Source organism: Nocardia concava NBRC 100430, assembly GCF_000308815.1.
Classification (GTDB): Bacteria; Actinomycetota; Actinomycetes; order Mycobacteriales; family Mycobacteriaceae; genus Nocardia; species Nocardia concava.
In genome coordinates this window covers 1-20,151 of sequence record NZ_BAFX01000201.1, presented here as the reverse complement: position 1 = coordinate 20,151, position 20,151 = coordinate 1, and the positions used below count along the sequence as shown (strand labels likewise).

General features: G+C 67.4%; 21 protein-coding genes. 9 read left to right on the top strand and 12 right to left on the bottom strand.

Annotated elements, in window-relative coordinates:
- Nucleotides 1–33: 33 nt before the first annotated feature.
- Nucleotides 34–1,134 (top strand): branched-chain amino acid aminotransferase, encoded by a 1,101-nt coding sequence (locus tag ON43_RS39585; RefSeq protein ID WP_040815957.1) that lies wholly within the window; start codon nucleotides 34–36, stop codon nucleotides 1,132–1,134.
- Between the two features lie 311 nt (nucleotides 1,135–1,445).
- Here ON43_RS39585 and ON43_RS39580 read toward each other — a convergent pair whose 3' ends face one another.
- Nucleotides 1,446–2,162 (bottom strand): MBL fold metallo-hydrolase, encoded by a 717-nt coding sequence (locus ON43_RS39580; protein ID WP_040815956.1) that lies wholly within the window; start codon nucleotides 2,160–2,162, stop codon nucleotides 1,446–1,448.
- Nucleotides 2,163–2,322: 160 nt separating this feature from the next.
- On the opposite strand from ON43_RS39580, the gene ON43_RS39575 reads away from it, so the two are divergent.
- Together ON43_RS39575 and ON43_RS39570 are read left to right on the top strand one after the other, a co-directional pair.
- Nucleotides 2,323–3,186, top strand: coding sequence for a hypothetical protein (locus ON43_RS39575; protein ID WP_040815954.1), 864 nt, complete (start codon nucleotides 2,323–2,325; stop codon nucleotides 3,184–3,186).
- Nucleotides 3,187–3,516 (top strand): hypothetical protein, encoded by a 330-nt coding sequence (locus tag ON43_RS39570; RefSeq protein ID WP_040815953.1) that lies wholly within the window; start codon nucleotides 3,187–3,189, stop codon nucleotides 3,514–3,516. It abuts the gene before it with no gap.
- Nucleotides 3,517–3,538: 22 nt separating this feature from the next.
- Here ON43_RS39570 and ON43_RS39565 read toward each other — a convergent pair whose 3' ends face one another.
- Complete coding sequence (locus tag ON43_RS39565) at nucleotides 3,539–4,504, bottom strand: carbohydrate kinase family protein (RefSeq protein ID WP_040815952.1); 966 nt, start codon at nucleotides 4,502–4,504, stop codon at nucleotides 3,539–3,541.
- A gap of 297 nt (nucleotides 4,505–4,801) precedes the next feature.
- Nucleotides 4,802–5,152 carry a HesB/IscA family protein gene (locus ON43_RS39560; RefSeq protein WP_040815950.1) on the bottom strand — a complete coding sequence of 117 codons (351 nt, stop codon included), beginning with the start codon at nucleotides 5,150–5,152 and terminating at the stop codon, nucleotides 4,802–4,804.
- Nucleotides 5,153–5,370: 218 nt separating this feature from the next.
- On the opposite strand from ON43_RS39560, the gene ON43_RS39555 reads away from it, so the two are divergent.
- The gene (locus ON43_RS39555) at nucleotides 5,371–6,018 is read left to right on the top strand and encodes a DUF3043 domain-containing protein (RefSeq protein WP_040815949.1); all 648 of its coding nucleotides are present in this window, start codon (nucleotides 5,371–5,373) and stop codon (nucleotides 6,016–6,018) included.
- Between the two features lie 72 nt (nucleotides 6,019–6,090).
- Here the strand turns inward: ON43_RS39555 and ON43_RS39550 are convergent, their stop codons facing one another.
- Entirely contained in the window at nucleotides 6,091–6,321 is a 231-nt protein-coding gene (locus tag ON43_RS39550) for a hypothetical protein (RefSeq protein ID WP_040815947.1), read from the bottom strand.
- Nucleotides 6,318–6,440, bottom strand: a complete 123-nt coding sequence (locus tag ON43_RS46985; RefSeq protein ID WP_281033412.1) for a hypothetical protein — start codon at nucleotides 6,438–6,440, stop codon at nucleotides 6,318–6,320. The genes ON43_RS39550 and ON43_RS46985 overlap by 4 nt, the downstream gene beginning before the upstream one ends.
- 86 nt (nucleotides 6,441–6,526) lie before the next feature.
- Here ON43_RS46985 and ON43_RS39545 point away from each other — a divergent pair, with 86 nt between their 5' ends.
- From ON43_RS39545 to ON43_RS39525, 5 genes are all read left to right on the top strand, one after another.
- Nucleotides 6,527–7,492 (top strand): helix-turn-helix domain-containing protein, encoded by a 966-nt coding sequence (locus tag ON43_RS39545; RefSeq protein WP_040815946.1) that lies wholly within the window; start codon nucleotides 6,527–6,529, stop codon nucleotides 7,490–7,492.
- Between the two features lie 76 nt (nucleotides 7,493–7,568).
- Nucleotides 7,569–9,422 (top strand): nicotinate-nucleotide--dimethylbenzimidazole phosphoribosyltransferase, encoded by a 1,854-nt coding sequence (cobT, locus tag ON43_RS39540; RefSeq protein WP_245569023.1) that lies wholly within the window; start codon nucleotides 7,569–7,571, stop codon nucleotides 9,420–9,422.
- 12 nt (nucleotides 9,423–9,434) lie between these two features.
- A complete protein-coding gene (locus ON43_RS39535; RefSeq protein WP_040815942.1) occupies nucleotides 9,435–10,181 on the top strand; it encodes an adenosylcobinamide-GDP ribazoletransferase in 747 nt (248 codons plus the stop codon).
- Between the two features lie 136 nt (nucleotides 10,182–10,317).
- Nucleotides 10,318–11,121 (top strand): bestrophin-like domain, encoded by an 804-nt coding sequence (locus tag ON43_RS39530; RefSeq protein WP_051180046.1) that lies wholly within the window; start codon nucleotides 10,318–10,320, stop codon nucleotides 11,119–11,121.
- A gap of 55 nt (nucleotides 11,122–11,176) precedes the next feature.
- A complete protein-coding gene (locus ON43_RS39525) occupies nucleotides 11,177–12,205 on the top strand; it encodes a hypothetical protein (RefSeq protein ID WP_040815941.1) in 1,029 nt (342 codons plus the stop codon).
- A 139-nt stretch (nucleotides 12,206–12,344) separates the two neighbouring features.
- Here ON43_RS39525 and ON43_RS39520 read toward each other — a convergent pair whose 3' ends face one another.
- The 7 genes from ON43_RS39520 to ON43_RS39490 form a co-directional block, all read right to left on the bottom strand.
- Nucleotides 12,345–13,739: an aspartate aminotransferase family protein gene (locus tag ON43_RS39520; RefSeq protein WP_040815940.1), complete on the bottom strand. Its 1,395-nt coding sequence runs from the start codon at nucleotides 13,737–13,739 to the stop codon at nucleotides 12,345–12,347.
- Between the two features lie 78 nt (nucleotides 13,740–13,817).
- Complete coding sequence (locus ON43_RS39515; protein ID WP_040815938.1) at nucleotides 13,818–15,236, bottom strand: NAD(P)/FAD-dependent oxidoreductase; 1,419 nt, start codon at nucleotides 15,234–15,236, stop codon at nucleotides 13,818–13,820.
- Between the two features lie 13 nt (nucleotides 15,237–15,249).
- Entirely contained in the window at nucleotides 15,250–16,068 is an 819-nt protein-coding gene (locus ON43_RS39510) for an ABC transporter permease (RefSeq protein WP_040815937.1), read from the bottom strand.
- Nucleotide 16,069: 1 nt separating this feature from the next.
- A complete protein-coding gene (locus ON43_RS39505; protein ID WP_040815936.1) occupies nucleotides 16,070–16,966 on the bottom strand; it encodes an ABC transporter permease in 897 nt (298 codons plus the stop codon).
- A complete protein-coding gene (locus ON43_RS39500; protein ID WP_051180045.1) occupies nucleotides 16,963–18,051 on the bottom strand; it encodes an ABC transporter ATP-binding protein in 1,089 nt (362 codons plus the stop codon). Before ON43_RS39500 ends, ON43_RS39505 begins: the two co-directional genes overlap by 4 nt.
- Nucleotides 18,051–19,262 (bottom strand): ABC transporter substrate-binding protein, encoded by a 1,212-nt coding sequence (locus ON43_RS39495; protein ID WP_218003504.1) that lies wholly within the window; start codon nucleotides 19,260–19,262, stop codon nucleotides 18,051–18,053. Before ON43_RS39495 ends, ON43_RS39500 begins: the two co-directional genes overlap by 1 nt.
- Nucleotides 19,263–19,453: 191 nt before the next feature.
- A partial coding sequence (locus tag ON43_RS39490; RefSeq protein ID WP_040815935.1) for a MetQ/NlpA family ABC transporter substrate-binding protein occupies nucleotides 19,454–20,151 on the bottom strand: 698 nt, incomplete at its 5' end.

The following is a 20,151-nucleotide window of genomic DNA, read 5'->3' as shown; positions in this document are numbered from 1 at the left end:
GCGTGTCGAGACCGGCGAATTAGACTCCAGGTCATGACACTTGCCGCGCAGTTCACCCGTGTCCCGCATCCCGCGCCACTACCGGCGCAGCGGCGGCAGGAGATTCTCGCGGAGCCCGGATTCGGGCGTTTCTTCACCGACCACATGGTGTCGCTGGATTACGTGGACGGGCAGTGGACCAACGGCCGCGTCGAACCCTACGGGCCGCTGGCCATGGACCCGGCGACCATGGTGTTCCACTACGGTCAGGCCATCTTCGAGGGCCTGAAGGCCTACCGTCAGGCCGACGGCAGCATCGCCACCTTCCGCGTGGATGCGAACGCCGCGCGTTTCCGCCGCTCGGCGGCCCGCATGGCGATGGCGCAGCTGCCCGACGAGCTGTTCATCGAATCCATTCGCCAGCTGCTCGAGGTCGACGCCGACTGGGTGCCCGCGGCCGGTGGTGAAGACGCGCTCTACCTGCGCCCGTTCATGTTCTCCACCGAGGTCGGCCTGGGCGTGAAGCCCGCCGCCAGCTACAAGTACCTGCTGCTCGGCGGCCCGGCCGGCGCGTACTTCCCGCGCGGGCTGAAGCCGGTCAAGGTGTGGCTGTCCACCGAATACGTGCGCGCGGCCCCCGGCGGCACCGGCGAGGCCAAGGTGGCGGGCAACTACGCCGCCTCGCTGCTGGCCCAGCAGCAGGCCGCGGAGAAGGGCTGCGACCAGGTGGTCTGGCTCGACGCCTGCGAGCACCGCTACGTCGAGGAGATGGGCACCAACAACCTGTTCTTCGTCTTCGGCAGCGGCTCCGACGCCCGCCTGGTGACCCCGGAGCTCTCCGGCTCCCTGCTCCCCGGCATCACCCGCGACTCGCTCATCACCCTGGCCGCCGACTCCGGCTACAAGGTCGAGGAGCGCAAGATCTCGGTCGCCGAATGGCGCAAGGGCGTCGAAACGGGCGACATCACCGAGGTTTTCGGCTGCGGCACCGCCGCCGTCGTCATCCCCGTCGGCTCGGTTCGCTCCGCCGAGGGCGAATTCACCATCGGCAACGGCGAACCCGGTGAGGTCACCATGGCCCTGCGCGACACCCTCACGGGCATCCAGCGCGGCACCTTCGCCGACAACCACGGCTGGCTCCGCACGATGGTCTGACCCACGCACCAAATCCGCCCGCCCCGAATACCTTCCGGGCGGGCGGATTGCTGTGAAGGGTGCTCTCCGGCGGCGGGCTCGGCCGAGACTGGCGCTGGTAGGGCTCGAGGCGTCCTGACCGCCGGGTCGGCTCGGGCGTCCCGCCCCGACCGCGGCTCGAGGGTTCTTGCCCCCATGGCGTGGCCGAGATCGACTACCCCCGATCGAGCGCATCCGCTCACCCAGCCACGCGATCATCGAGTGGCACATCCTGGAGGTGAAATGTCTGGAAGCTCCCCAAGTTCCCCTCCAGGATGTGCCGCTCGGCGGAATCAGCTGGGCATGAACATGTGCCACTGTTCGAGGGTTTGGGGGCGCATTACGTAGTTGTGGTCGCGGATGTGGGACAGGGTGGCGCTGGGCTCTTCGGAGTACCAGTGGCCGGGGTAGACCGTGGGGTTCGACTTCAGGTCCGAAAGGTAGCGCAGGCTGCGGAACATCGCGTCGGAGTCGCCGCCGGGGAAGTCGGTGCGGCCGCAGCCGTCGACGAACAGGGTGTCGCCCGCGATCAGGCGGTCCTCGAAGAGGAAGCACTGGCTGCCAGGCGTGTGCCCGGGCGTGTGCAGCAGCTCGATCTCGAACCCGCCGACCGCGACCTTGTCCCCGTGCGCGTGCCCGGTCAGCTCACTGGGCGCGATCCCGGTGACGTTCGCGACCCACGGCAGCTCCTCTGCATTGACGTGCACCGCCACATCGGTCTTCTCCAGCAGCTCCTTCACGCCCCGCAGCGTGAACCCCATCATCGTGCCGCCGACGTGATCGGGATGATGATGCGTGGCCAGCACCCCGGTCAGCCGCATCCCATCACCCTCGGCGATCTCGACCAACTGTCCCGCCTCATAGGCCGGATCCACGACCACGCATTCCCCGCTGTCCCGATCCCCGATCAGGTAGGCGAAGTTGCGCATCTGCGTCGCGATCGGATCGCCCACGGCCCAATCACGGCCGGAGAGCAGCTGGCGAAAGTACAAACGGTCGTCGGAGGCCATGCCCCACAGCGTATTGCGCGCGATGTATCTCCCCACACCCGGACCGGCTACGGCCGCGAAACACCACCTGCCAAAACCAAGCATTCGCATCCGCGTCAAATGTCCGAAAGTGCCGCCTGACCAGGAGTTTCTTGTCGGTAGCCGTTGCTAACCTGCCGTCATGCCCTCGGTACTGCACGAAGTACTCATCGAGCTGTTCCGGCACCGCCCGCAACTCGTCGCCGAGCTACTGCCGCTCGTCACCGAGACCCCGCTACCCGAATTCGACAATGCCCGAATGGAATCCGGCGATTGCCCCGACATCGACCCCACAGAGTACCGGGCCGACGCCGTCGTGGTCCTTGCCGCCGGGACCGATCCGGCGCTGGCCGTGATCGTGGAAGTCCAACTGCGACCGGACCGGAGAAAGATCTGGAGCTGGCCTGTCTATCTCACGACCCTGCGCGCCCGATTGCGTTGCGGCACGGTATTGCTCGTGCTGTGTCCGGATGACCACACGGCTGCCTACTGCCGAAGACCGATCACAGTCGCCCCGGGCTTTACCCTGAGACCGATCGTCATCCGACCATCGGATGTACCGGTGGTGGCAGACCCCGCTATCGCCACGGCGAATCCGGAACTGACAGTTCTCTCCGCGATCGCCCACCACAACGATCCTCATAGGGATGCCGTCTTCGGCGTGGTCGCCACCAACTTGGTCGACGCGCCTAACGGCGAAATGTACATTGACCTGGTAACGGCCGTCTTGCCAGAAGCGGCCCGGCACTTCTTGGAGAGCCTCATGACCGCCGGAACATACGAGTACAAGAGCGAGTTCGCCCGGCGTTACTTCAGTCAGGGCGAGGCCAAAGGAGAAGCCAAAGGAGAGGCGAAGGCCATCCTGGCGATCCTGCGTAAGCGAGGGATTGCCGTGGACGAGTCGGCCGTTGCTCGCGTCGGCGCGTGTACCGATCTCGAGCTGCTCGATGTCTGGATCGACAGGGCAGTGACAGCCAGCTCAGCCGACGAAGTCTTCGGAGATTGAATGACCGCCGGAACATACAGGTACAAGACCGAGTTCGGCCGACGTTTCCTCGAGGGCCGGACCGAGGACGAGCCCCTGGTCTTTACCCTGGGTAAGGCACTCGCTGAGATCCGTGGTGAAGCGAAGGCGTTGCTTCTGGTCTTGCGGAGCCGGGGGATAGCCGTGGACGCGGCAATCGTGGCCAGGGTCAAAGATCGCGCCGCCAGCGGGGATATCGGACGGCTCGAGGTGTGGTTGGAGAGGGCTGCAACCGCCGAATCAGCCGATGAGATATTCGGGCGACGGCGTCCGGCGGTGCAGGTGCCGCGAGAGGAATCCGCACGCCAATGACCGGCGTGCGGATTCGACCAGCTCAGCGGAGGATGGGTTCGATTTCGGCGGCTACTTCGGGGCCGTAGGCGTCGCGGAGGCGCTTCATGGCTACGTCGTGGTCGAGGGTCCAGTCTTGGGGGCCAACGGTTTCCAGGACCAGGACTGCGATGAGGGAGCCTAGTTGGGCGGAGCGTTCCAGGGAGAGGCCGGCGGATTGGCCGGTGAGGAAGCCGGCGCGGAAGGCGTCGCCTACGCCGGTGGGGTCGACCTTGGCGATGTCGGGGACTACGTCGACGTGGAGTTCGGTGCCGTCGCGGTCGACGATTTTCGCGCCCTTGGAGCCGAGGGTGGTGACGCGGATGCCTACGCGCTCACCGATTTCCGCTTCGGACAGGCCGGTCTTCTGGAGGAGGATGCCCCACTCGTACTCGTTGGAGAACAGGTAGTCGGCGCCGTCGATGAGGCGGAGTGCGGTTTCGCCGTCGATGAATGCCAGCTGCTGAGAGGGGTCGGCGGCGAATGGGATGCCCGCGGTGCGGCACTGGTCGGTGTGGCGCAGCATGGCTTCGGGGTCGTCGGCGCCGATCAGGACCAGCTCGAGGTCGCGGCCGAGTTGGGTGATGTCGATGTCGCGGGCCTCGGCCATGGCGCCGGGGTAGAAGGACGCGATCTGCGCCATGGTCTCGTCGGTGGTGCAGACGAAGCGGGCGGTGTGCAGGTCGGTGGAGACGCGCACGGCGGAGCAGTCGACGCCGTTGTCCTCCAACCACTTCCGGTAGTCGCCCCAGTCCTGGCCGACCGCGCCGACGAGCAGGGGGGTGCGGCCGAGCAGGCCCATCGCGTAGCTGATGTTGCCCGCGACGCCGCCCTTGCGGATCACGAGGTCGTCGACGAGGAAGCTGAGCGACACATGATTCAACTGGTCGGCGAGCAGCACATCGGAGAACTTGCCCGGAAAACGCATGAGGTGGTCGGTCGCGATGGACGCGGACACGGCGATGGTCACGAGATTCCTTCAGTGACGAGCGCTGCGCACACCTGCATGCGGGACGCCAACGCGGGGGCCGGTGGATGGGGGAGGCGAACCGAAAAGGGCTCGCATTAAAGAAAATAACACTGTCCGAGACGCATTAACCCAACTCTTCAGGGGCGTCGCCCCTGAACCCGAGAATTTCGGGGGCTCTGCCCCCGCACCCCCGGATGAGTGAAGGCGGGTCGTACCCGATCGGGAAGGAAGTCGCGTCCGGACACACAGCAGCGCGGAACATCCGGTCAGCGGATGTTCCGCGCTGTGCGGTCTAGCTCAGTTGAAGCTGTCGCCGCAGGCGCAGGAGCCGGTGGCGTTGGGGTTGTCGATGGTGAAACCCTGCTTCTCGATGGTGTCGACGAAGTCGATCGAGGCACCCTGGATGTAGGGGGCGCTCATCCGGTCGACCGCGAGCTTGACGCCGTTGAACTCCACGACCAGGTCGCCGTCGAGGGTGCGGTCATCGAAGAAGAGCTGGTAGCGCAGGCCCGCGCAGCCGCCGGGCTGGACGGCGATGCGCAGCGCGAGATCGTCGCGGCCTTCCTGATCCAGCAGCGCCTTGGCCTTGAGGGCGGCGGCTTCGGTCAGAGTCGCACCGTGAGTGGTGGTCTCGTTCTCAACAGTCATGAACTCTCCTAAGGGACCTGTTTTCAACCCGTGAAGGCGCACGGCTCGATGCCTGTCAACACCAGTCGGCGGGCGACTATTCCCCATCCTACGCGGCACTTATTCGCCGGAACGGCCAGGTTGCGCAGTCGCTGACAGATTGCTGGAGAGGTGTGCGACACAACAAACGGGCGGACCGGGATTTTCCGGGAAACGTGCCATCGAATAGCCTGGTCGGCGTGAAGTTCCTGCGCCGTGGCGAGACCACTCCCACCTCCGACAGCTCCAGCGTCGAAACCGATGCCGCGGTGGCGGAAAAGACCGTCACCCTCGGTAAGGGTCGTCCGACCCCGAAGCGACGCGAGGCCGAGGGCCGCAAGCGTGGCCCGGTCGCGCCCGCCCCGAAGACCGCCAAGGAGGCTCGCGCGCGCCGTAAGGAGCTACGCGGGACCAAGGCCGAGCGCAAGTCGGATTCGGCCGAGCGCCGCGCCGCCGCGCAGGATCGCCGGGCCCGCATGCTCGCCGGTGAGGAGCAGTACCTGCTGCCGCGCGACAAGGGCAAGGTCAAGGGGTATGTGCGTGACATCGTCGATGCGCGCCGCAATCTGCTCGGGCTGTTCATGCCGCTGGCGCTGGTGCTGATTCTCAGCATGATCCTCTCGCCCGCGCTGCAGGCGATCGTGACGCTGGCCATGCTGGTGATGATGCTGTTCATGATCATCGAGGGCATCGTGCTCGGGCGCATCGTGAACAAGCGGGTCCGGGAGCGCTACCCGGACACCACCGATTCCTCGTTCTCGCTGGGCTGGTACGCCTTCGTGCGCGCCTCGCAGGTGCGCCGGATGCGTGCGCCGAAGCCGCGGGTGAACGCGGGCGACGCGGTCTAGCACATCGGCCGAGTCGGCCAGAAGTTGTGCCCTGGCGGGCGGATTCGAACCATTGCGGTTCGGAGCCGCCCGTCAGTTGTGTTCGCGGTAGGTGGACATGGCGCGGATCTCGAGTGCCACGCGATCGCGGTCGCGGTCGAGGGCATTGCTGGATCCGGCGAATTCCCAGCTGTTTTCGCGGTGGAAGGGGACTGCCCGGCCGGCCGCGGCGAGCAGGGCGACGAATCGACGGAACATGGTGACTGCTTCGGAGGTGCCGGTCGCGGTGTGGAAGGTGCCGTGTCCGGAGGTGATGGTGGTCATGCGTGGGCCTCGCCCTCATCGGTGGGATCGGTGGTTTCTCCGGCCATGAGGCCGAAGGTCATGGTGCCGAGCGCCGTCATGACGGTTCCGGCTGCGACGATTGCGGACAGTGCTTGCATGGCAGTAAGTTTTCTATAGAGAACATACCGCCAACAGTGGCAGTTCTGACATAGTTCGCAAATATTCGGCCAGATGGGATCGGAACATGCTCTCGAAGGTCGCCGTGGTCCTCAACGACCACCTCGCCATGTTCGAATTCGGCGTCGTCTGTGAGGTTTTCGGCCTCGACCGGACCGCCGACGGATTGCCCGGCTTCGACTTCCGGGTCTGCGGTATCGAACCCGGGAAACCGCTCATCTCCAGCTCACCGGGCATCCACGTGACGCCCGAATACGGGCTCGAGGAGCTGCGGGACGCGGATCTGGTTGCCATTCCGGCGTTTCCGATCTACGCCGACAATCCCTTCGACCAGCGCATGATCGACGCGGTGCGCGACGCCTCCGAGCGCGGGGCGACGGTGTTGACGGTGTGCTCGGGCGCGTTCCTCGCCGGGGCGGCCGGACTGCTCGACAACCGCAAATGCACCACACACTGGCGGTATGTCGACCTGCTGGCGGAGAAGTTCCCGCAGGCGACCGTGGATCCGGACGTGCTGTTCGTGGACGAGGGCAACCTCATCACCAGCGCCGGCACGGCCGCGGGCATCGACGCCGCGCTGCACCTGGTGCGGCGCGAACTCGGCAGCAGCGTTGCCAATGCCATCGCCCGCCGCATGGTGGTGCCGCCCCAGCGCGACGGCGGGCAGCGGCAATTCATCGAACGGCCCGTCGTGGACTGCGACTCCGACAGCCTCAGCGAAACCCTGCACTGGATGGGCGAGCACCTCGAACTGCCGCACACCGTCGAGGCCCTGGCCGCCCGCACCGCCATGTCCACCCGCACCTTCGCCCGCCGCTTCGCCGCCGAGACCGGCACGACACCGGTCAAATGGCTCACCGGCCAGCGCGTCCTCCTAGCCAAACAACTCCTCGAAGACACCGACATGGACCTCGAATCCCTAGCCCACCGTTGCGGCTTCGGCTCCGGCGCCCTCCTACGCCACCACTTCCAGCGCGTCGTAGGCATCGCCCCGGTCGAATACCGCCGCCGCTTCGGTGTACGCGTGTCCTGAAGGTGCGGTTCGTCCAGGACCGGGAATGGCCGTGCCGACTCCGCCGGAGTGGCGGGGCAATTGATACCGTGCTGACGTGTCGCACAGTGCTCAGACAACCGATCGGCCGTTGCGGACCCTGGTGCTCGGTGGCGCCCGGTCCGGGAAGTCGGCGTTCGCGGAACAGCTGGCCGGGTCGGAGGCGGTGCGGTACGTGGCCACCGCGGTGGCCGATCCCGCCGATGCCGACTTTGCCGAACGTATTGCGGCGCACCGGGCTCGGCGGCCCGGTAGCTGGACGATCGTGGAGGGGGACCTGGTTGCGGCGCTGCGCGAGGCGGCGCCCGTCACGCTAGTCGATGACCTCGGCACTTGGCTGACTGCGCGGCTCGATGCTCGCGGCGCGTGGGACTCGCCGCGCGGGACTTTGAGCCCGGAGATGGACACCCTGGTCACGGCTGTCGACCACTATCGCGAGCGGCTGATCATCGTCAGCCCCGAGGTGGGGCTGGGCGTCATTCCCGCCACCGCCTCCGGCCGCCTCTTCCGGGACGAGATCGGCACCCTGAACCAGCGCCTGGCCGACATCTGCGACGAGGTGTTCCTGGTCGTCGCCGGGCATGCCCTCCAGATCAAGCCTGACCGCGCGGCCGCCTCGGCCGCGGCCCTCACCGACGCGGCCACGAGTTCCGCGGCCGCGGTGGAGACTTCGGTCGCTCCGGCCACCCCCGCCGTGGATGAGTCTGCGCCGCAGCCGGTTCCGGCCGCTGCCGCCGTGGTGGACGCCGCCGCCGGTTTGAGCATGACCGCGGCCGGGGCGGTGACCGCCGCCGCGCTCGAAGCCGACGCGGCCGCGACCGAAGCACCGCGGCTTACCAAGCCGGTGCGGATCTCGTTCGGGCCGGTGCCGGGGCCGGATGCGGGGGTACGGGCGGCTGCTGAGGAGCGGCAGTTGCAGTTGACCAAGCCTGGTGGGGCTTTGGGGCGGTTGGAGAAGTTGGCCAATTGGGTGGCGGCTTGTCAGGGGGTTTGCCCGCCCAAGCAGTTCGAGCGGGCTCGGGTTGTGGTGTTCGCGGGGGATCACGGGGTGGCTCGGCATGGGGTGTCGGCGTATCCGAGTGAGGTGACCGGGCAGATGGTTGCCAATTTCCTCAATGGCGGGGCTGCGGTGAATGTGCTGGCGCGGTTGGCCGATGCCAGTGTGCGGGTGGAAGACATTGCGGTGGAAGGGGATACCGCGCCGGAGATTTCGCGGCACAAGGTGCGGCGGTCCAGCGGGTCGATCGACCGCGAGGACGCCATGAGCGAGGCTGAGGTGCAGGCGGCGCTGGCGGCCGGGGCGGCCATCGCCGACGAGGAAATCGATTCCGGCGCTGACCTTCTCATCGCCGGCGACATGGGCATCGGCAACACCACGCCCGCGACCGTGCTGATCGCGTCGATCACCGACACCGAACCGGTGATCGCCGTCGGGCGTGGCACCGGTGTCGACGATGCGGGCTGGATCCGCAAGACCGCCGCCATCCGCGACGCCATGTGGCGGGCGCGCCCGGTCGTCAAGGATCCGGTTGCGTTGCTGCGCACCGCTTCCGGCGCGGACTTCGCCGCCATGGCTGGCTTCCTGGCCCGCGCCGCCGCCCGCCGCACCCCGGTCATCCTCGACGGCGTCGTGGTAACCGCCGCGGCCCTGGTCGCCGACCAGCTTGCCCCCGGCGCCCGCGCCTGGTGGGTCTCGGGTCACCGCTCCAGCGAGCCCTCCCACACCATCGCCCTGCAGCGCCTCGACCTCGAGCCGCTCGTCGACATGGGCATGCGCCTGGGTGAGGGCTCCGGCGCGGTCGCCGCCCTCCCGCTCCTGCGCGCGGCCGTCGCCACCCTCGCCGAGATGGCCACCTTCGCCGAAGCGGGCGTCAGCACCGCGGACGCCCCCGCCGAATCAACCGGCGCCTAGCCGAGTCGCGGCGTGAACGGGATACGGCTGGCGATTTCGTGGCTGACCGTGTTGCCGGTGCGGGGTCCGAATGAGGTGGATCGGGCCGCCGCCGGGCAGGCTATCGCGTTCGCGCCGTTGGTTGGGATTCTGCTCGGCGGTGCGGCCGCCGGGCTGATGTGGGGGCTCGGGGAAGTAGGGGCCTCGTGGTTGCTGGCCGGGCTCGTCACGGTGGGTGGGCTGGCGTTGCTCACGCGGGGGATGCATATCGATGGGCTCGCGGACACGATGGATGGGCTCGGGAGTTATGGGCCGCCGGAGCGAGCCCGGGAGATCATGAAGAGTGGTGGGGCGGGGCCGTTCGGGGTGGCGGCGCTGGTGTTCGGGATTGGGGTGCAGGCGGTTTCGTTCGCGGCGTTGGCTGGCGCGGGGCGGTGGCTGGCCATCGGGTTGGCGGTGGCCGTGGGGCGGGTCGCCGTGGTGATGGCTTGCCGGAGGGGTATCGAGGCCGCGCCCGGGGCCGGGTTCGGGGCACTGGTGGCGGGGACACAGGGGCCTGCGGTGGGGCTAGTGTGGGGTGGGATCGCTACGGCGGCTGCGGTTTTCGCGGTTGGCAATCGGTGGCAGGGGCCGGTGGCGGTGGTGCTGGCGTTGGGGGTGGCGGCGTTGGTGGTGCGGCATTGTGTGCGGCGGTTCGGGGGGCTCAATGGTGATGTGCTCGGGGCCGCACTGGAATTGAGCGTGAGCGTGGCCGCCGCGGTGTTGTCCTTCGCTCGGTAGGGGTCGGGCGCTCGAAGTATTTCCGTTGGTGCGCTGCGGTGTAGCAGATAATTTGCCGGTGCAATCCGACCGACCAGTGGTGGCGAATACAACGTGATCGCAACCGCTGCCCTGGTCCGGAAATGGAGTCGCGCAAATGCTCGGAGTTGTTTTGCAGCTCGGTGTGCTGGTGCTGTTCGCGGTGGTGGCGGTGCTGATATTCGTGGTGGGGGACCGGGTGCGGCCCAAGTCGTGGCAGCACGGCGATGACGCGGGGGCCGGGCACATGATGATGGACCTGGTGAACATGTTCTTCGCCGCCATCGTGGCCTTCGTGGTGGTGATCCTGTGGCAGCAGTACGACACCTCGCACGCACACACGGTGTCGGAGGGCAAGGCGTTGGTGAGCGTGTACGAGACCGCCAATGACATGCCAGAGCAGGACCGCAAGCAGATCCAGGGACTGGTGAAGGACTACACGAAGCAGGTCATCGGCGACGAGTGGCGGGTGATGGACAAGCAGCGGCGGCTCAGCCCGGCCGCGCAGGCCACCCTCGACGATCTGCGGGAGGCGGTGGCCGCCGCCCCGGCCGGTGACGAGAACGCCAAGGCTACACAGGACAAGGCGCAGGACGGCGTCGACGCCATCGTGGAAGCGCGCTACGACCGGGGCCTGGACGCGGCCTATCGACTGCCCGGATTCCTCTATGTGGCACTGTGGTTCGCGACCGGCATGCTGCTGTTCGGCACCGTGCTCTCCGGCGTGGTGGTGTCCAAGCGCAGCGTCATCATGACCGGCCTGTTCGGACTGGTGATCGGCGCGGTGATGGTGGCCGTCCACCAGTTGGATCAGCCGTTCTCCGGCAGTAACCACGTCTCCAAGGACGCCTACGAACTGGCGCTGTCCCGATTCGAGCACCTCACCTCCTCGGCCCCGGCGGCCAGCGCCAACCCGCGCTGACACCGGTGCCGGCGGAGGGCTTTCGGTGCTCACAGATTCGGGACAGGGAGGCAGCGTGAACCGAACCAGCAGGGCGGCACGGGGATTCGCGGTGGCGACGGCGGTACCGCTGGCCGCGGCGCTGCTAGCCGTGCGGCCCGGCCCGGCCGCGGCCGATCCGGACGCGCCCGCGGTGCCGCCGATCGGGGAAATCCTCAGCGGCAGTGCGGGATCCGACGGATCGACCGGCACCCTCGGCCAGATCGACGCCCCGACCGGGAGCGCGCTCGGGCTCGGCACGGGCAGCAGTTACAGCGGCAGCCAGTCCGGGCCGGGCACCGGCGGCGTAACCTCCGGCAGTGCCCTGGGCCTCAACCCGACACCGGCCGCGGGCGGCGGGCTGAGCACCGGCAGCAGCGTGTCGGGTAGCGCCGAGACCGGCAGCGGAGTCGCCGCGAATGTCGCGAGTCTGGCGCTGCCGCACGTGAATCCGCTGATGGAACGGTCGAGGCCGGTGGATGCCGCTCCGCCGCAGCCGGTCGCCGCACCGAACACGCTCGGCGGACTGGCCGGATTGGATTCCGGCAGCGTCCTCACCGCCTGCGCGGGCAGCGCGGTCGTCGGCAGCGCAGTACTGGGTCTGGGACTGCTGACCGGCAGCGGCACCGGATCCGGCCTGCTCGGACCAGGATTCATCCCCGGCTCCAGCGGTTTGGTCGGCCCCGGTTCCGTCGGTGCGGGCAGCGTGGTGGTCGGCAGTGCCGTGACCGGCAGCGCGTTGCTCACCTGCCTGCTCCTGCTGCCGATCCCGATGCCACCGGAACCCGCTGTACCGCTGGAGATTCCGCACCCACCAGCCGCCGCGCCGGTGGCGGCGCCCGTGGCGGTGGTACCGGCGCCAGAGGTGGTTCCGCCTGCGCCGCAGCCGGTTCCGCCGCCACCACCGCCGCCACCGCCCCCGCCGGTCGCCTACGTCGCACCGACTCCTGCTCCGGCACCGATCAACTGGACGGCCCTGCAAGTCATGACCGTCATGATCATCACCATCATCGCCGGTGCCCGCGCCCGAATCGCCCGCAGCCATCGCCCCGGCGGCGTCGGCTAAGCGCCTGGTTGAAAGCTCACCTCGTCATTCCGGCGTGCCTTTGGCCGGAATCCACCCCGTGCAGCGAGATCCCGGCCAAATGCACGCCGGGATGACGGGTTGGCACGCCGGGATGACGGGTTGGATTCCGTCGAAGTGCTTAGACCAACTTCCAAGCGGCCGTGAGCGATTCGCGCAGGATCTGCTCGATCTCCGTGAACTGCGCCTGGTCGCAGATCAGCGGTGGAGCCAGCTGGATCACCGGTTCGGCGCGGTCGTCGGCGCGGCAGTAGAGGCCGTTGGCGAAGAGCTCCTTGGAGAGGAATTCGCGCAGGATGCGGACCGAATCCTCGGCGGTGAACCGTTCCCTGGTGGCCTTGTCCTTCACCAGTTCGACGGCCCAGAAGTATCCGGCCCCCCGGACCTCGCCCACGATCGGGAGATCGGTGAGCCGCTCGAGGGTGCTCCGGAAGCCCGCTTCATTGGTGCGAACGTGCTCGTAGAGTCCCTCGCGCTCGAGGATGTCGAGGTTGGCCAGCGCCACCGCGCAGGAGACCGGGTGACCGCCGTAGGTGGAACCGTGCATGAACGGGGTTCCGCTCCGGTGGAACGGCTCCGCCAGGCGGTCGCTGATGAGCACCGCGCCCAGCGGGGCGTAGCCGGAGGTGAGTCCCTTGGCGGTGGTGATCATGTCCGGCTGATACCCGAAACGCTCTGCGCCGAAGGCGGTTCCGAGCCGCCCGAAGGCACAGATCACCTCGTCGGAGACCAGCAGCACGTCGTGGCGATCGCAGATCTCACGCACCCGCTGGAAGTACCCGGGCGGCGGCACGAAGCAGCCGCCGGTGTTCTGCACGGGTTCGAGGAAGACCGCGGCCACGGTCTCCGGTCCCTCGAAGAGGATGGCCTCCTCGATGCGGTCCGCCGCCCACAGCCCGTACGCCTCGTAGTCGTCGGCATGCTCGGTCGCGCGATAGAAATTGGTGTTCGGGACGCGCTGTGTGCTGGGCACCAGCGGCTCGAAAGGCGCCTTGGCCCCGGGGATTCCGGTGATCGACAGCGCCCCCAGCGAGGTGCCGTGATAGGCCATCGAGCGGCTGATCACCTTGTGCTTGGTCGGCTGCCCGGCCAACTTGAAATATTGGCGCGCGAGTTTCCACGCGGTTTCCACGGATTCGCCGCCGCTGACGGTGAAGAACACGCGGTTGAGATCGCCGGGCGCCGAATCCGCCAGCCGCTCCGCCAGTTCCACGGCCGGCGGATGCGCGTACCCCCACAGCGGGAAGTACGGCAATTCCCGCATCTGCCGGGCCGCGGCCTCGGCGAGTTCGGTGCGCCCGTGCCCTACCTGGACCGCGAACAGGCCCGCCAGCCCGTCCAGGTAGCGCTTGCCGGAGCCATCGAAGAGATATGCGCCCTCCCCCCGCACGATGAGTGGCGCGTCGCCTTCATCGCGCCCGTTGTGGGTGGTGAAGTGCATCCAGAGGTTGTCGCGCAGCACGCGCGACGCGGTGTTGCCGCCCGTGAAAGACAAGGGCTCGGCGGTGGCGGTCATGAGGGACTCCTCGAATGTCGTTGGTACTCCGGTCATCCCGGCGGCCCGGCGCGGAAGCCGGGCCGCCGAGGGGCGAAATCAGCTGTCGAAGCCCAGACCCGTGTAGTCGAGGGTCTTCAACCACAGATTGCGGCGACCCTGACGTGAATCGGCGCGCGCGAGCGACCAGCGGGTGAGATTGATGCCCGCCGACCGCAGCGGCTCCGGCGGCAGCGGCAGCGGCCGGGAACGCACCATTCGCAGCCGGGTCAGCTCGGTGTCCAGCCCGTAGAGCTGATCGAGCATCACCTCAGCGCCGAATCGCGTTGCGCCGACACCCAATCCGGTGTATCCGGCCCCGTAGACCAGCCTGCCCTTGTACGCCGAGCCGAAGAACGCGCAGAACCGCCCGCAGGTATCGATGATGCCGCCCCAGCGATGGGTGAAGCGCAGACCGTCGAGCTGAGGGAAGGTCTGGAAGAAGTGCGCGGCCAGGGTCTCGAAGGTGGCCTCGTTGTACTCCAGACTCGGCGAGACCCGGCCACCGTAGTGGTAGATGGCGTCCCAGCCGCCGAACAGAATGCGGTTGTCGCTGGTCAGGCGGTAATAGTGGAACCGGTAGGAGGCGTCGCCCAGACCCATGCGATGCCGCGCCCACCCGATCGACTCGAGCTGTTCGGCGGTGAGCGGTTCGGTCATGAGCGCGTAGTCGTAGACCGGCACCACATGCCGCGACACCTTGGGCAGCGGCCCGGCGAAGGCGCTGGTGCACAACGCGACCCGGGGCGCACGAACCTCGCCGTGCGGCGTGTGCAGGGTCAGCGCGCCACCGCGTGATTTCGAAATCCGCTGCACCGGAGTGCCTTCGAAGATCCGCACACCCAGTTCGAGGCAGGCGCGCCGCAGTCCCCAGGCCAGTCGCGCCGGATCGAGCATGGCGACACCGTCGCGATCCCACCAGCCGCCCAGATACGTGGGCGAGTGCACCATGTTCTGCACGGTGGGCGCGTCCAGCAGCTCGCTGCGATGGCCGAGAGCCGTTGCGGCGTCATGGCTTTCGCGCAGCCACTCCAGCTCGTGCGGCGCGGTGGCCACCTCCATTTCGCCGGTGCGCTCGAAATCGCAGTCGATGCCGTATCGGCCGATGGCCGCCTCGATGGCATCGAGATTGGCGCGGCCCAGGCGCTCGAGATCGTCGATCTCGTCGGGGAATCGCTCCATCCCGTTGGCGAGCCCGTGGGTGAGGCTGGCCGCGCAGAACCCGCCGTTGCGTCCGGAGGCGGCGTGCCCGCACATGGCCGATTCGACGAGCACCACATCGGTGCCCGGATCTCTTTCCTTGGCCAGCAGGGCCGTCCAGAGCCCGCTGTAGCCGCCGCCGATGACGGCCAGATCCGCGGTGGTGGCGGTGGTCAATGGGTCGGTCGGAGCGGGACGCTCCTTCCGGTCGGTCCAGAACGGCGTCGGCGCTGCCTCAGCGAGTGCCGACGCCCACAGTTTGCTTCCTTTGGCCTGCATGGCCGATCAACTCCTATTTCTCTTGGCGAGCGGTCCGGCCGCCCGACCGGGTGAAAACCTGCCCGGCGACGACGAACACCAGCGAGATCAGGAAGGTCGCGCTGGCGACGGCGTTCACCTGCGGCGGAATGCCGCGCAGGTTGATGCCCCACACGTACATGGGGAAGGTCTCCGCCGTACCGGCGGTGAAATTGGTGACGACGAAATCGTCGAAGGACAGCGAGAAGGCAAGCAGCGCACCGGCGATGATGCCGGGCCACACCAGCGGCAGCACCACCGAACGGAACGCCTGCACCGGCGTCGCGTACAGGTCCATGGCGGCCTCTTGCAGCCGCGGGTCCAGCCCGGCCACCCGGGCCTTCACGGTCACCACCACGAACGACAGGCAGAACATGATGTGCGCGATGAGGACAGCCCAGAAGCCCAGGGGGATACCGAAACTCACGAACAGCGTCAGCAGCGAGGAGCCCATCACGATCTCGGGGGTGGCCATGGGCAGGAAGATGAACGCCTGCACCACGGATCGGCCGCGGAAGCGATACCGGGCCAGCGCGAACGCGATCGCGGTGCCGAGCACGGTGGCGATCACCGCCGCCAGGGCGCCGATGATCAGGCTCATGATCAGCGCGTCGCGCAGCCCGGCCGGGCCGAACATGTCGGTCCAGTTGTGCCAGGTGAAGTGGAAGTCGTCGAAGTCCAGGACATAGGTGGTGTTGCGGCTGCCGGGCTGATTGAACGACAGCAGCAGCACGACGGCGATGGGGGTGAGCAGGTAGATCAGGATCAGCAGGCCCAGTAGCAGCACCCAGTTCGCGCGCAGGCGACGGAGCATCTCACACCACCTCGTCGCTGTCGGTCTTGCGCAGATACAGCAGCACCAGCACCAGAATCGCGACCATGAGCATGACCGAGAGCGCCGAGCCCACCGGCAGGTCCTTGACCACCAGCAGCCGGGACTGGATCACATTGCCGATCATGGTCGTATTGGTGTTGCCGAGCAGTTGCGAGTTCACGTAGTCGCCGGTCGCCGGGACGAAGGTGAGCAGCGTGCCCGCCACCAGACCCGGCAGCGTCAAGGGCAGCGTCACCCGCCGGAAGGTGCGGACCGGTCCGTGCGCCAGATCCGCGGAGGCCTCCAGCAGTCGCGGATCGAGCTTGTCCAGGCTGGCGTACAACGGCAGCACCATGAACGGCAGGAAGTTGTAGACGAGTCCGGCGATGACCGCGAACGGGGTGGCCAGCAGCCGCCCGTCCGGGCCGAGTAGATGGATGGCGCGCAGGAATCCGACGAATTCACCGCTGTCGGCGAGGATCGCCTTCCACGCGAAGGTGCGCACCAGGAAGCTGGTGAAGAACGGTGCGACGACGGCGATCAGCATGAGGTTCTTCCACCGGCCGCTCTTGAGCGCGATCGCATACGCCAGCGGATAGCCGAGCAGCACGCAGATCCCGGTGCACAGCAGCGAATAGACGATCGAGCGCAGGATCTGCGGATGGTAGAGATGCCAGGCGTAGCCGAAGTTGTCCAGGGAAAACGTCTGGGCATAACCGGATTCGAGCGATCCCGCGCGGTCGTACATGCTGGCGGCCAGCAACTGCACCACCGGCACCGCGAAGAAGGCCAGCAGGAACAGCATGCCGGGCGCCAACAGGAAATACGGTGTGAGGCCGCGTTTTTCACGGGGTTCGGCGGCCTCGGCGGCCGGCGGGGCGGATAGGACGGCCGTCATTCGGACCGCCCCAGCAGGAAGGCGTGCTCGGGACTCCAGTGCACGCTGACCTGTGTCCCCGGCGCCAGCACCGTCCCCGCGCCCGTATTGGGGACGTGCGCGCACATTTCCTGGCCCCACCTGGATTTCACTAGGTATTGCGTGGAGACGCCCAGGAAGATGGTGTCGGTGACCACGCCCGGAATCTGCTCCCGTCCGGCGGGCACGTCCGCGGAATCCGCTGCCAGGCCCAGCTTTTCGGGACGAATCCCGAGCAGCGCCTCGCCCGAGGTGACCCGGCACCGCGACGCGGGGATCGAGAGCCGATGCCCGTGCACGTCCAGCCCGACGGTGTCCTCGCCGCCGGTCGCGGTCGCCTCGAGCAGATTGGACTGGCCGAGGAAGTTCGCCACGAACGCGGTGGCCGGGAAATCGTAGATCTGTTGTGGCGCACCGGATTGCTCGAGCCGCCCGCCGTTCATCACCGCCACGGTGTCGGCCATGCTCATGGCCTCCTCCTGGTCATGGGTGATGTGCACGAAGGTGATGCCGACCTCGGTCTGCAGCCGCTTGAGCTCCAGCTGCATCTGGCGGCGCAGCTTCAGATCCAGTGCGCCCAGCGGCTCGTCGAGCAGCAACACCTCGGGGTGGTTGACCAGAGCGCGGGCCAGTGCCACGCGCTGTTGCTGGCCGCCGGAGAGCTGGGCGGGCTTGCGCGCGCCGAAGCCCTCCAACTGCACCAGTTTCAGCATCTGATCGCTCTGCTGCCGGGCGGCGCGCTTGTCGATTCCCTTGCGGCGCAGGCCGTATCCGACGTTCTCGGCGACGGTCAGGTGCGGGAACAGCGCGTAGCTCTGGAACACCGTATTGATCGGCCGCCGGTACGGGCGCAGGTGCGTGATGTCCTGCTCGCCCAGGGTGATCCGGCCGCCGGTCGGCTCGTCCAGCCCGGCGATCATGCGCAGCGTGGTGGTCTTGCCGCAGCCCGAGGCGCCCAGCACCGCGAAGAAGGAGCCGTCGGGGATGGTGAGGTTCAGCTCCCGCACCGCGGTGAAATCGCCGAAAGTCTTTGTCACGCCGTCCAGGCGCAGGTCCTGGGCGCTCATCACGCACCCGTGACGGTCTGGAACTTGGCCTGGTAGTCCTTCTCCTTGGCCTCGTCCAGCGACATGAAGATCTGCAGCTTCTTCTGGGTCGCGGCATCGGGGAAGATCAGCGGATTCTGCGCGAGGGTCGGGTTGAACTTCGCCATCTCCTCCTGCGCGCCGGCCACCGGGCAGACGTAGTTCACGAAGGCGGCGAGCTTGGCGGCGATGGCCGGGTCGTAGTAGAAGTCCAGCAGCGCCATGGCATTCGCGGCGTGCTTCGAGGTCACCGGGATCATGGCATTGTCGGAGTACAGCACCGGGCCCTCGTCGGGCATGATGAACTTGATCTTCGGATCGTTGGCGGTGAGCTGGATGACGTCCCCCGACCACGCCATACAGGCCGCGATATCGCCCTTGGCCAGATCCTGCACGTACTCGTTGCCGGTGAACTTGCGAACGTGGCCGGACTGCACGGCCTTCTGGAGTTTCGCGAGCGCGTTGTCGTAGTCGGCGTCGGTGAACTGCGCGGCGCTCTTGCCGATGGAGTGCAGCATCAGGCCCATGGTGTCGGGCATCTCGGTCAGGCAGGTCACCTTGCCCTTGAGATCGGGGCGGGTGAGCAGTTCGTCGATGCTGTGGACCTCGCCCGTCACATTGGTGTTCACGCCGATGCCGACCAGTCCGGACTGCCAGGGCACCAGGTGGTCGTTGGCCGGATCGATGGAGGCGCCGCGCAGCATGGGATGCAGGTTGCGCACGAAGTTCGGCATCTTGGACACATCGAGCTTCTGGGTGTAGCCCTGCCGCACGACCTTCACCGCGGTCGAATCCGACAGCACGATGAGGTCGCGGTCGATGGACTTGCAGGCGGTCAGTTCCGCGCCGACCTTGCCCCAGAACTCGTTGTTGTCATTGATATCGGCGACATAGGAGACCTTGATGCCCGACTTGTCGGTGAATGCCGCCATGGTCGGGTGGATTTCGGCATTGCCGGGATCTTCGTCGAGGTAGCCGGGCCAGTTCGAGAAGTTGATGGACTTCTCGCTCGCCGAGGCGTCGGCGGGTACCGCGCAGGCCAGCTCGCCGTTCTTGGCGGCGGAACCCTTGGTGCCGCAGGCCGCGACCGCGCCGCCCAGTGCGAGGAGCGCACCGGCCTGCAGCAGGCCGCGCCGGGTGGGCCGGGCGAGCGCGGAGCGAATCGGGGGCGGCAGGGAATCGGAGGAGTTCATGCGGAGCGCACCTTCACCAAGCGGGGAGAACCAAGATCGCAGCGGTGCTGCGGTCTGGACGAGGTTCTCAGCGCCTTGTTACGGGACAAGCGATTCCATTGCAAAATCCGCGTTACGCAACGAAATCAGTCGTGGTGAAAGAAATTCGGTGTCCGCTCAGTGGGATTCCCTGGATCACCCTGCCGCCGGTGTCACTTGCGGAACTTGGTCTCCAGGTCGGTGGCGGTGGCCTGGAGGTCGGCGGCGGTGTTGGTCTTGAAGATGCCCTGGAAGCCCGCCTCGGCCTTGATCGCGGCCTCGACCTCCGGATCGTGGTAGATCTCGGTGAGGCGCAGGTACTTCGGGTTGTCCTTGTCCGCGGCGCGGGCGGCGAAGATATTGATGTACTGCTTCAGGTCCGGGCGGTTGGGGTCGTCGGTGTAGATGATCTGGTCGTTGGTGAGACCGGCCTGCCGGGCCCAGGTGTCGTCGACGTAGGCGGCGTCCACGCTGTCCAGGGAGGCGGCGGTGAGGGTGGGGTCGATGGTGGTGAGCCGGACCTTGGAGGCGGACTTGTCGACATCCTCGAGCTTCGAATCCCAGGAGCCGCCGTTGCGCAGCACGATGAGCCCGGCGGCGGCGAGGTTCAGCAGCGGCCGCACCTGATTCGCGGGATTGTTGCTCAGCGTGATCTCGCCGCCCTGCGGAATCTCGCCGACGGTCTTGTGCTTCTTGGAGTACAGGCCCAGCGGGTAGATCTCCGTGGCCCCGATCGGCACCAGCGTGTCGTTGTTGCGGGCGTTGTAGTTGGCCAGGTACCGGATGTGCTGGAACTTGTTGATATCGACGCGGCCCTGGGAGAGTGCGGGATTGGGCTGGTTGTAATCGGTGAAGTTGGTGAACTCGACCT

Excerpts from the sequence above, each read along its gene's own strand:
- ON43_RS39515 (WP_040815938.1), bottom strand. The coding sequence starts at position 15,236 with ATGCAGGCCAAAGGAAGCAAACTGTGGGCGTCGGCACTCGCTGAGGCA.
- ON43_RS46985 (WP_281033412.1), bottom strand. The coding sequence starts at position 6,440 with ATGCAAGCACTGTCCGCAATCGTCGCAGCCGGAACCGTCATGACGGCG.
- ON43_RS39530 (WP_051180046.1), top strand. The coding sequence starts at position 10,318 with ATGCTCGGAGTTGTTTTGCAGCTCGGTGTGCTGGTGCTGTTCGCGGTG.
- ON43_RS39585 (WP_040815957.1), top strand. The coding sequence starts at position 34 with ATGACACTTGCCGCGCAGTTCACCCGTGTCCCGCATCCCGCGCCACTA.
- ON43_RS39575 (WP_040815954.1), top strand. The coding sequence starts at position 2,323 with ATGCCCTCGGTACTGCACGAAGTACTCATCGAGCTGTTCCGGCACCGC.
- ON43_RS39580 (WP_040815956.1), bottom strand. The coding sequence starts at position 2,162 with ATGGCCTCCGACGACCGTTTGTACTTTCGCCAGCTGCTCTCCGGCCGT.
- ON43_RS39545 (WP_040815946.1), top strand. The coding sequence starts at position 6,527 with ATGCTCTCGAAGGTCGCCGTGGTCCTCAACGACCACCTCGCCATGTTC.
- ON43_RS39550 (WP_040815947.1), bottom strand. The coding sequence starts at position 6,321 with ATGACCACCATCACCTCCGGACACGGCACCTTCCACACCGCGACCGGC.
- ON43_RS39520 (WP_040815940.1), bottom strand. The coding sequence starts at position 13,739 with ATGACCGCCACCGCCGAGCCCTTGTCTTTCACGGGCGGCAACACCGCG.
- ON43_RS39560 (WP_040815950.1), bottom strand. The coding sequence starts at position 5,152 with ATGACTGTTGAGAACGAGACCACCACTCACGGTGCGACTCTGACCGAA.
- ON43_RS39505 (WP_040815936.1), bottom strand. The coding sequence starts at position 16,966 with ATGACGGCCGTCCTATCCGCCCCGCCGGCCGCCGAGGCCGCCGAACCC.
- ON43_RS39510 (WP_040815937.1), bottom strand. The coding sequence starts at position 16,068 with ATGCTCCGTCGCCTGCGCGCGAACTGGGTGCTGCTACTGGGCCTGCTG.
- ON43_RS39570 (WP_040815953.1), top strand. The coding sequence starts at position 3,187 with ATGACCGCCGGAACATACAGGTACAAGACCGAGTTCGGCCGACGTTTC.
- ON43_RS39495 (WP_218003504.1), bottom strand. The coding sequence starts at position 19,262 with ATGAACTCCTCCGATTCCCTGCCGCCCCCGATTCGCTCCGCGCTCGCC.
- ON43_RS39500 (WP_051180045.1), bottom strand. The coding sequence starts at position 18,051 with ATGAGCGCCCAGGACCTGCGCCTGGACGGCGTGACAAAGACTTTCGGC.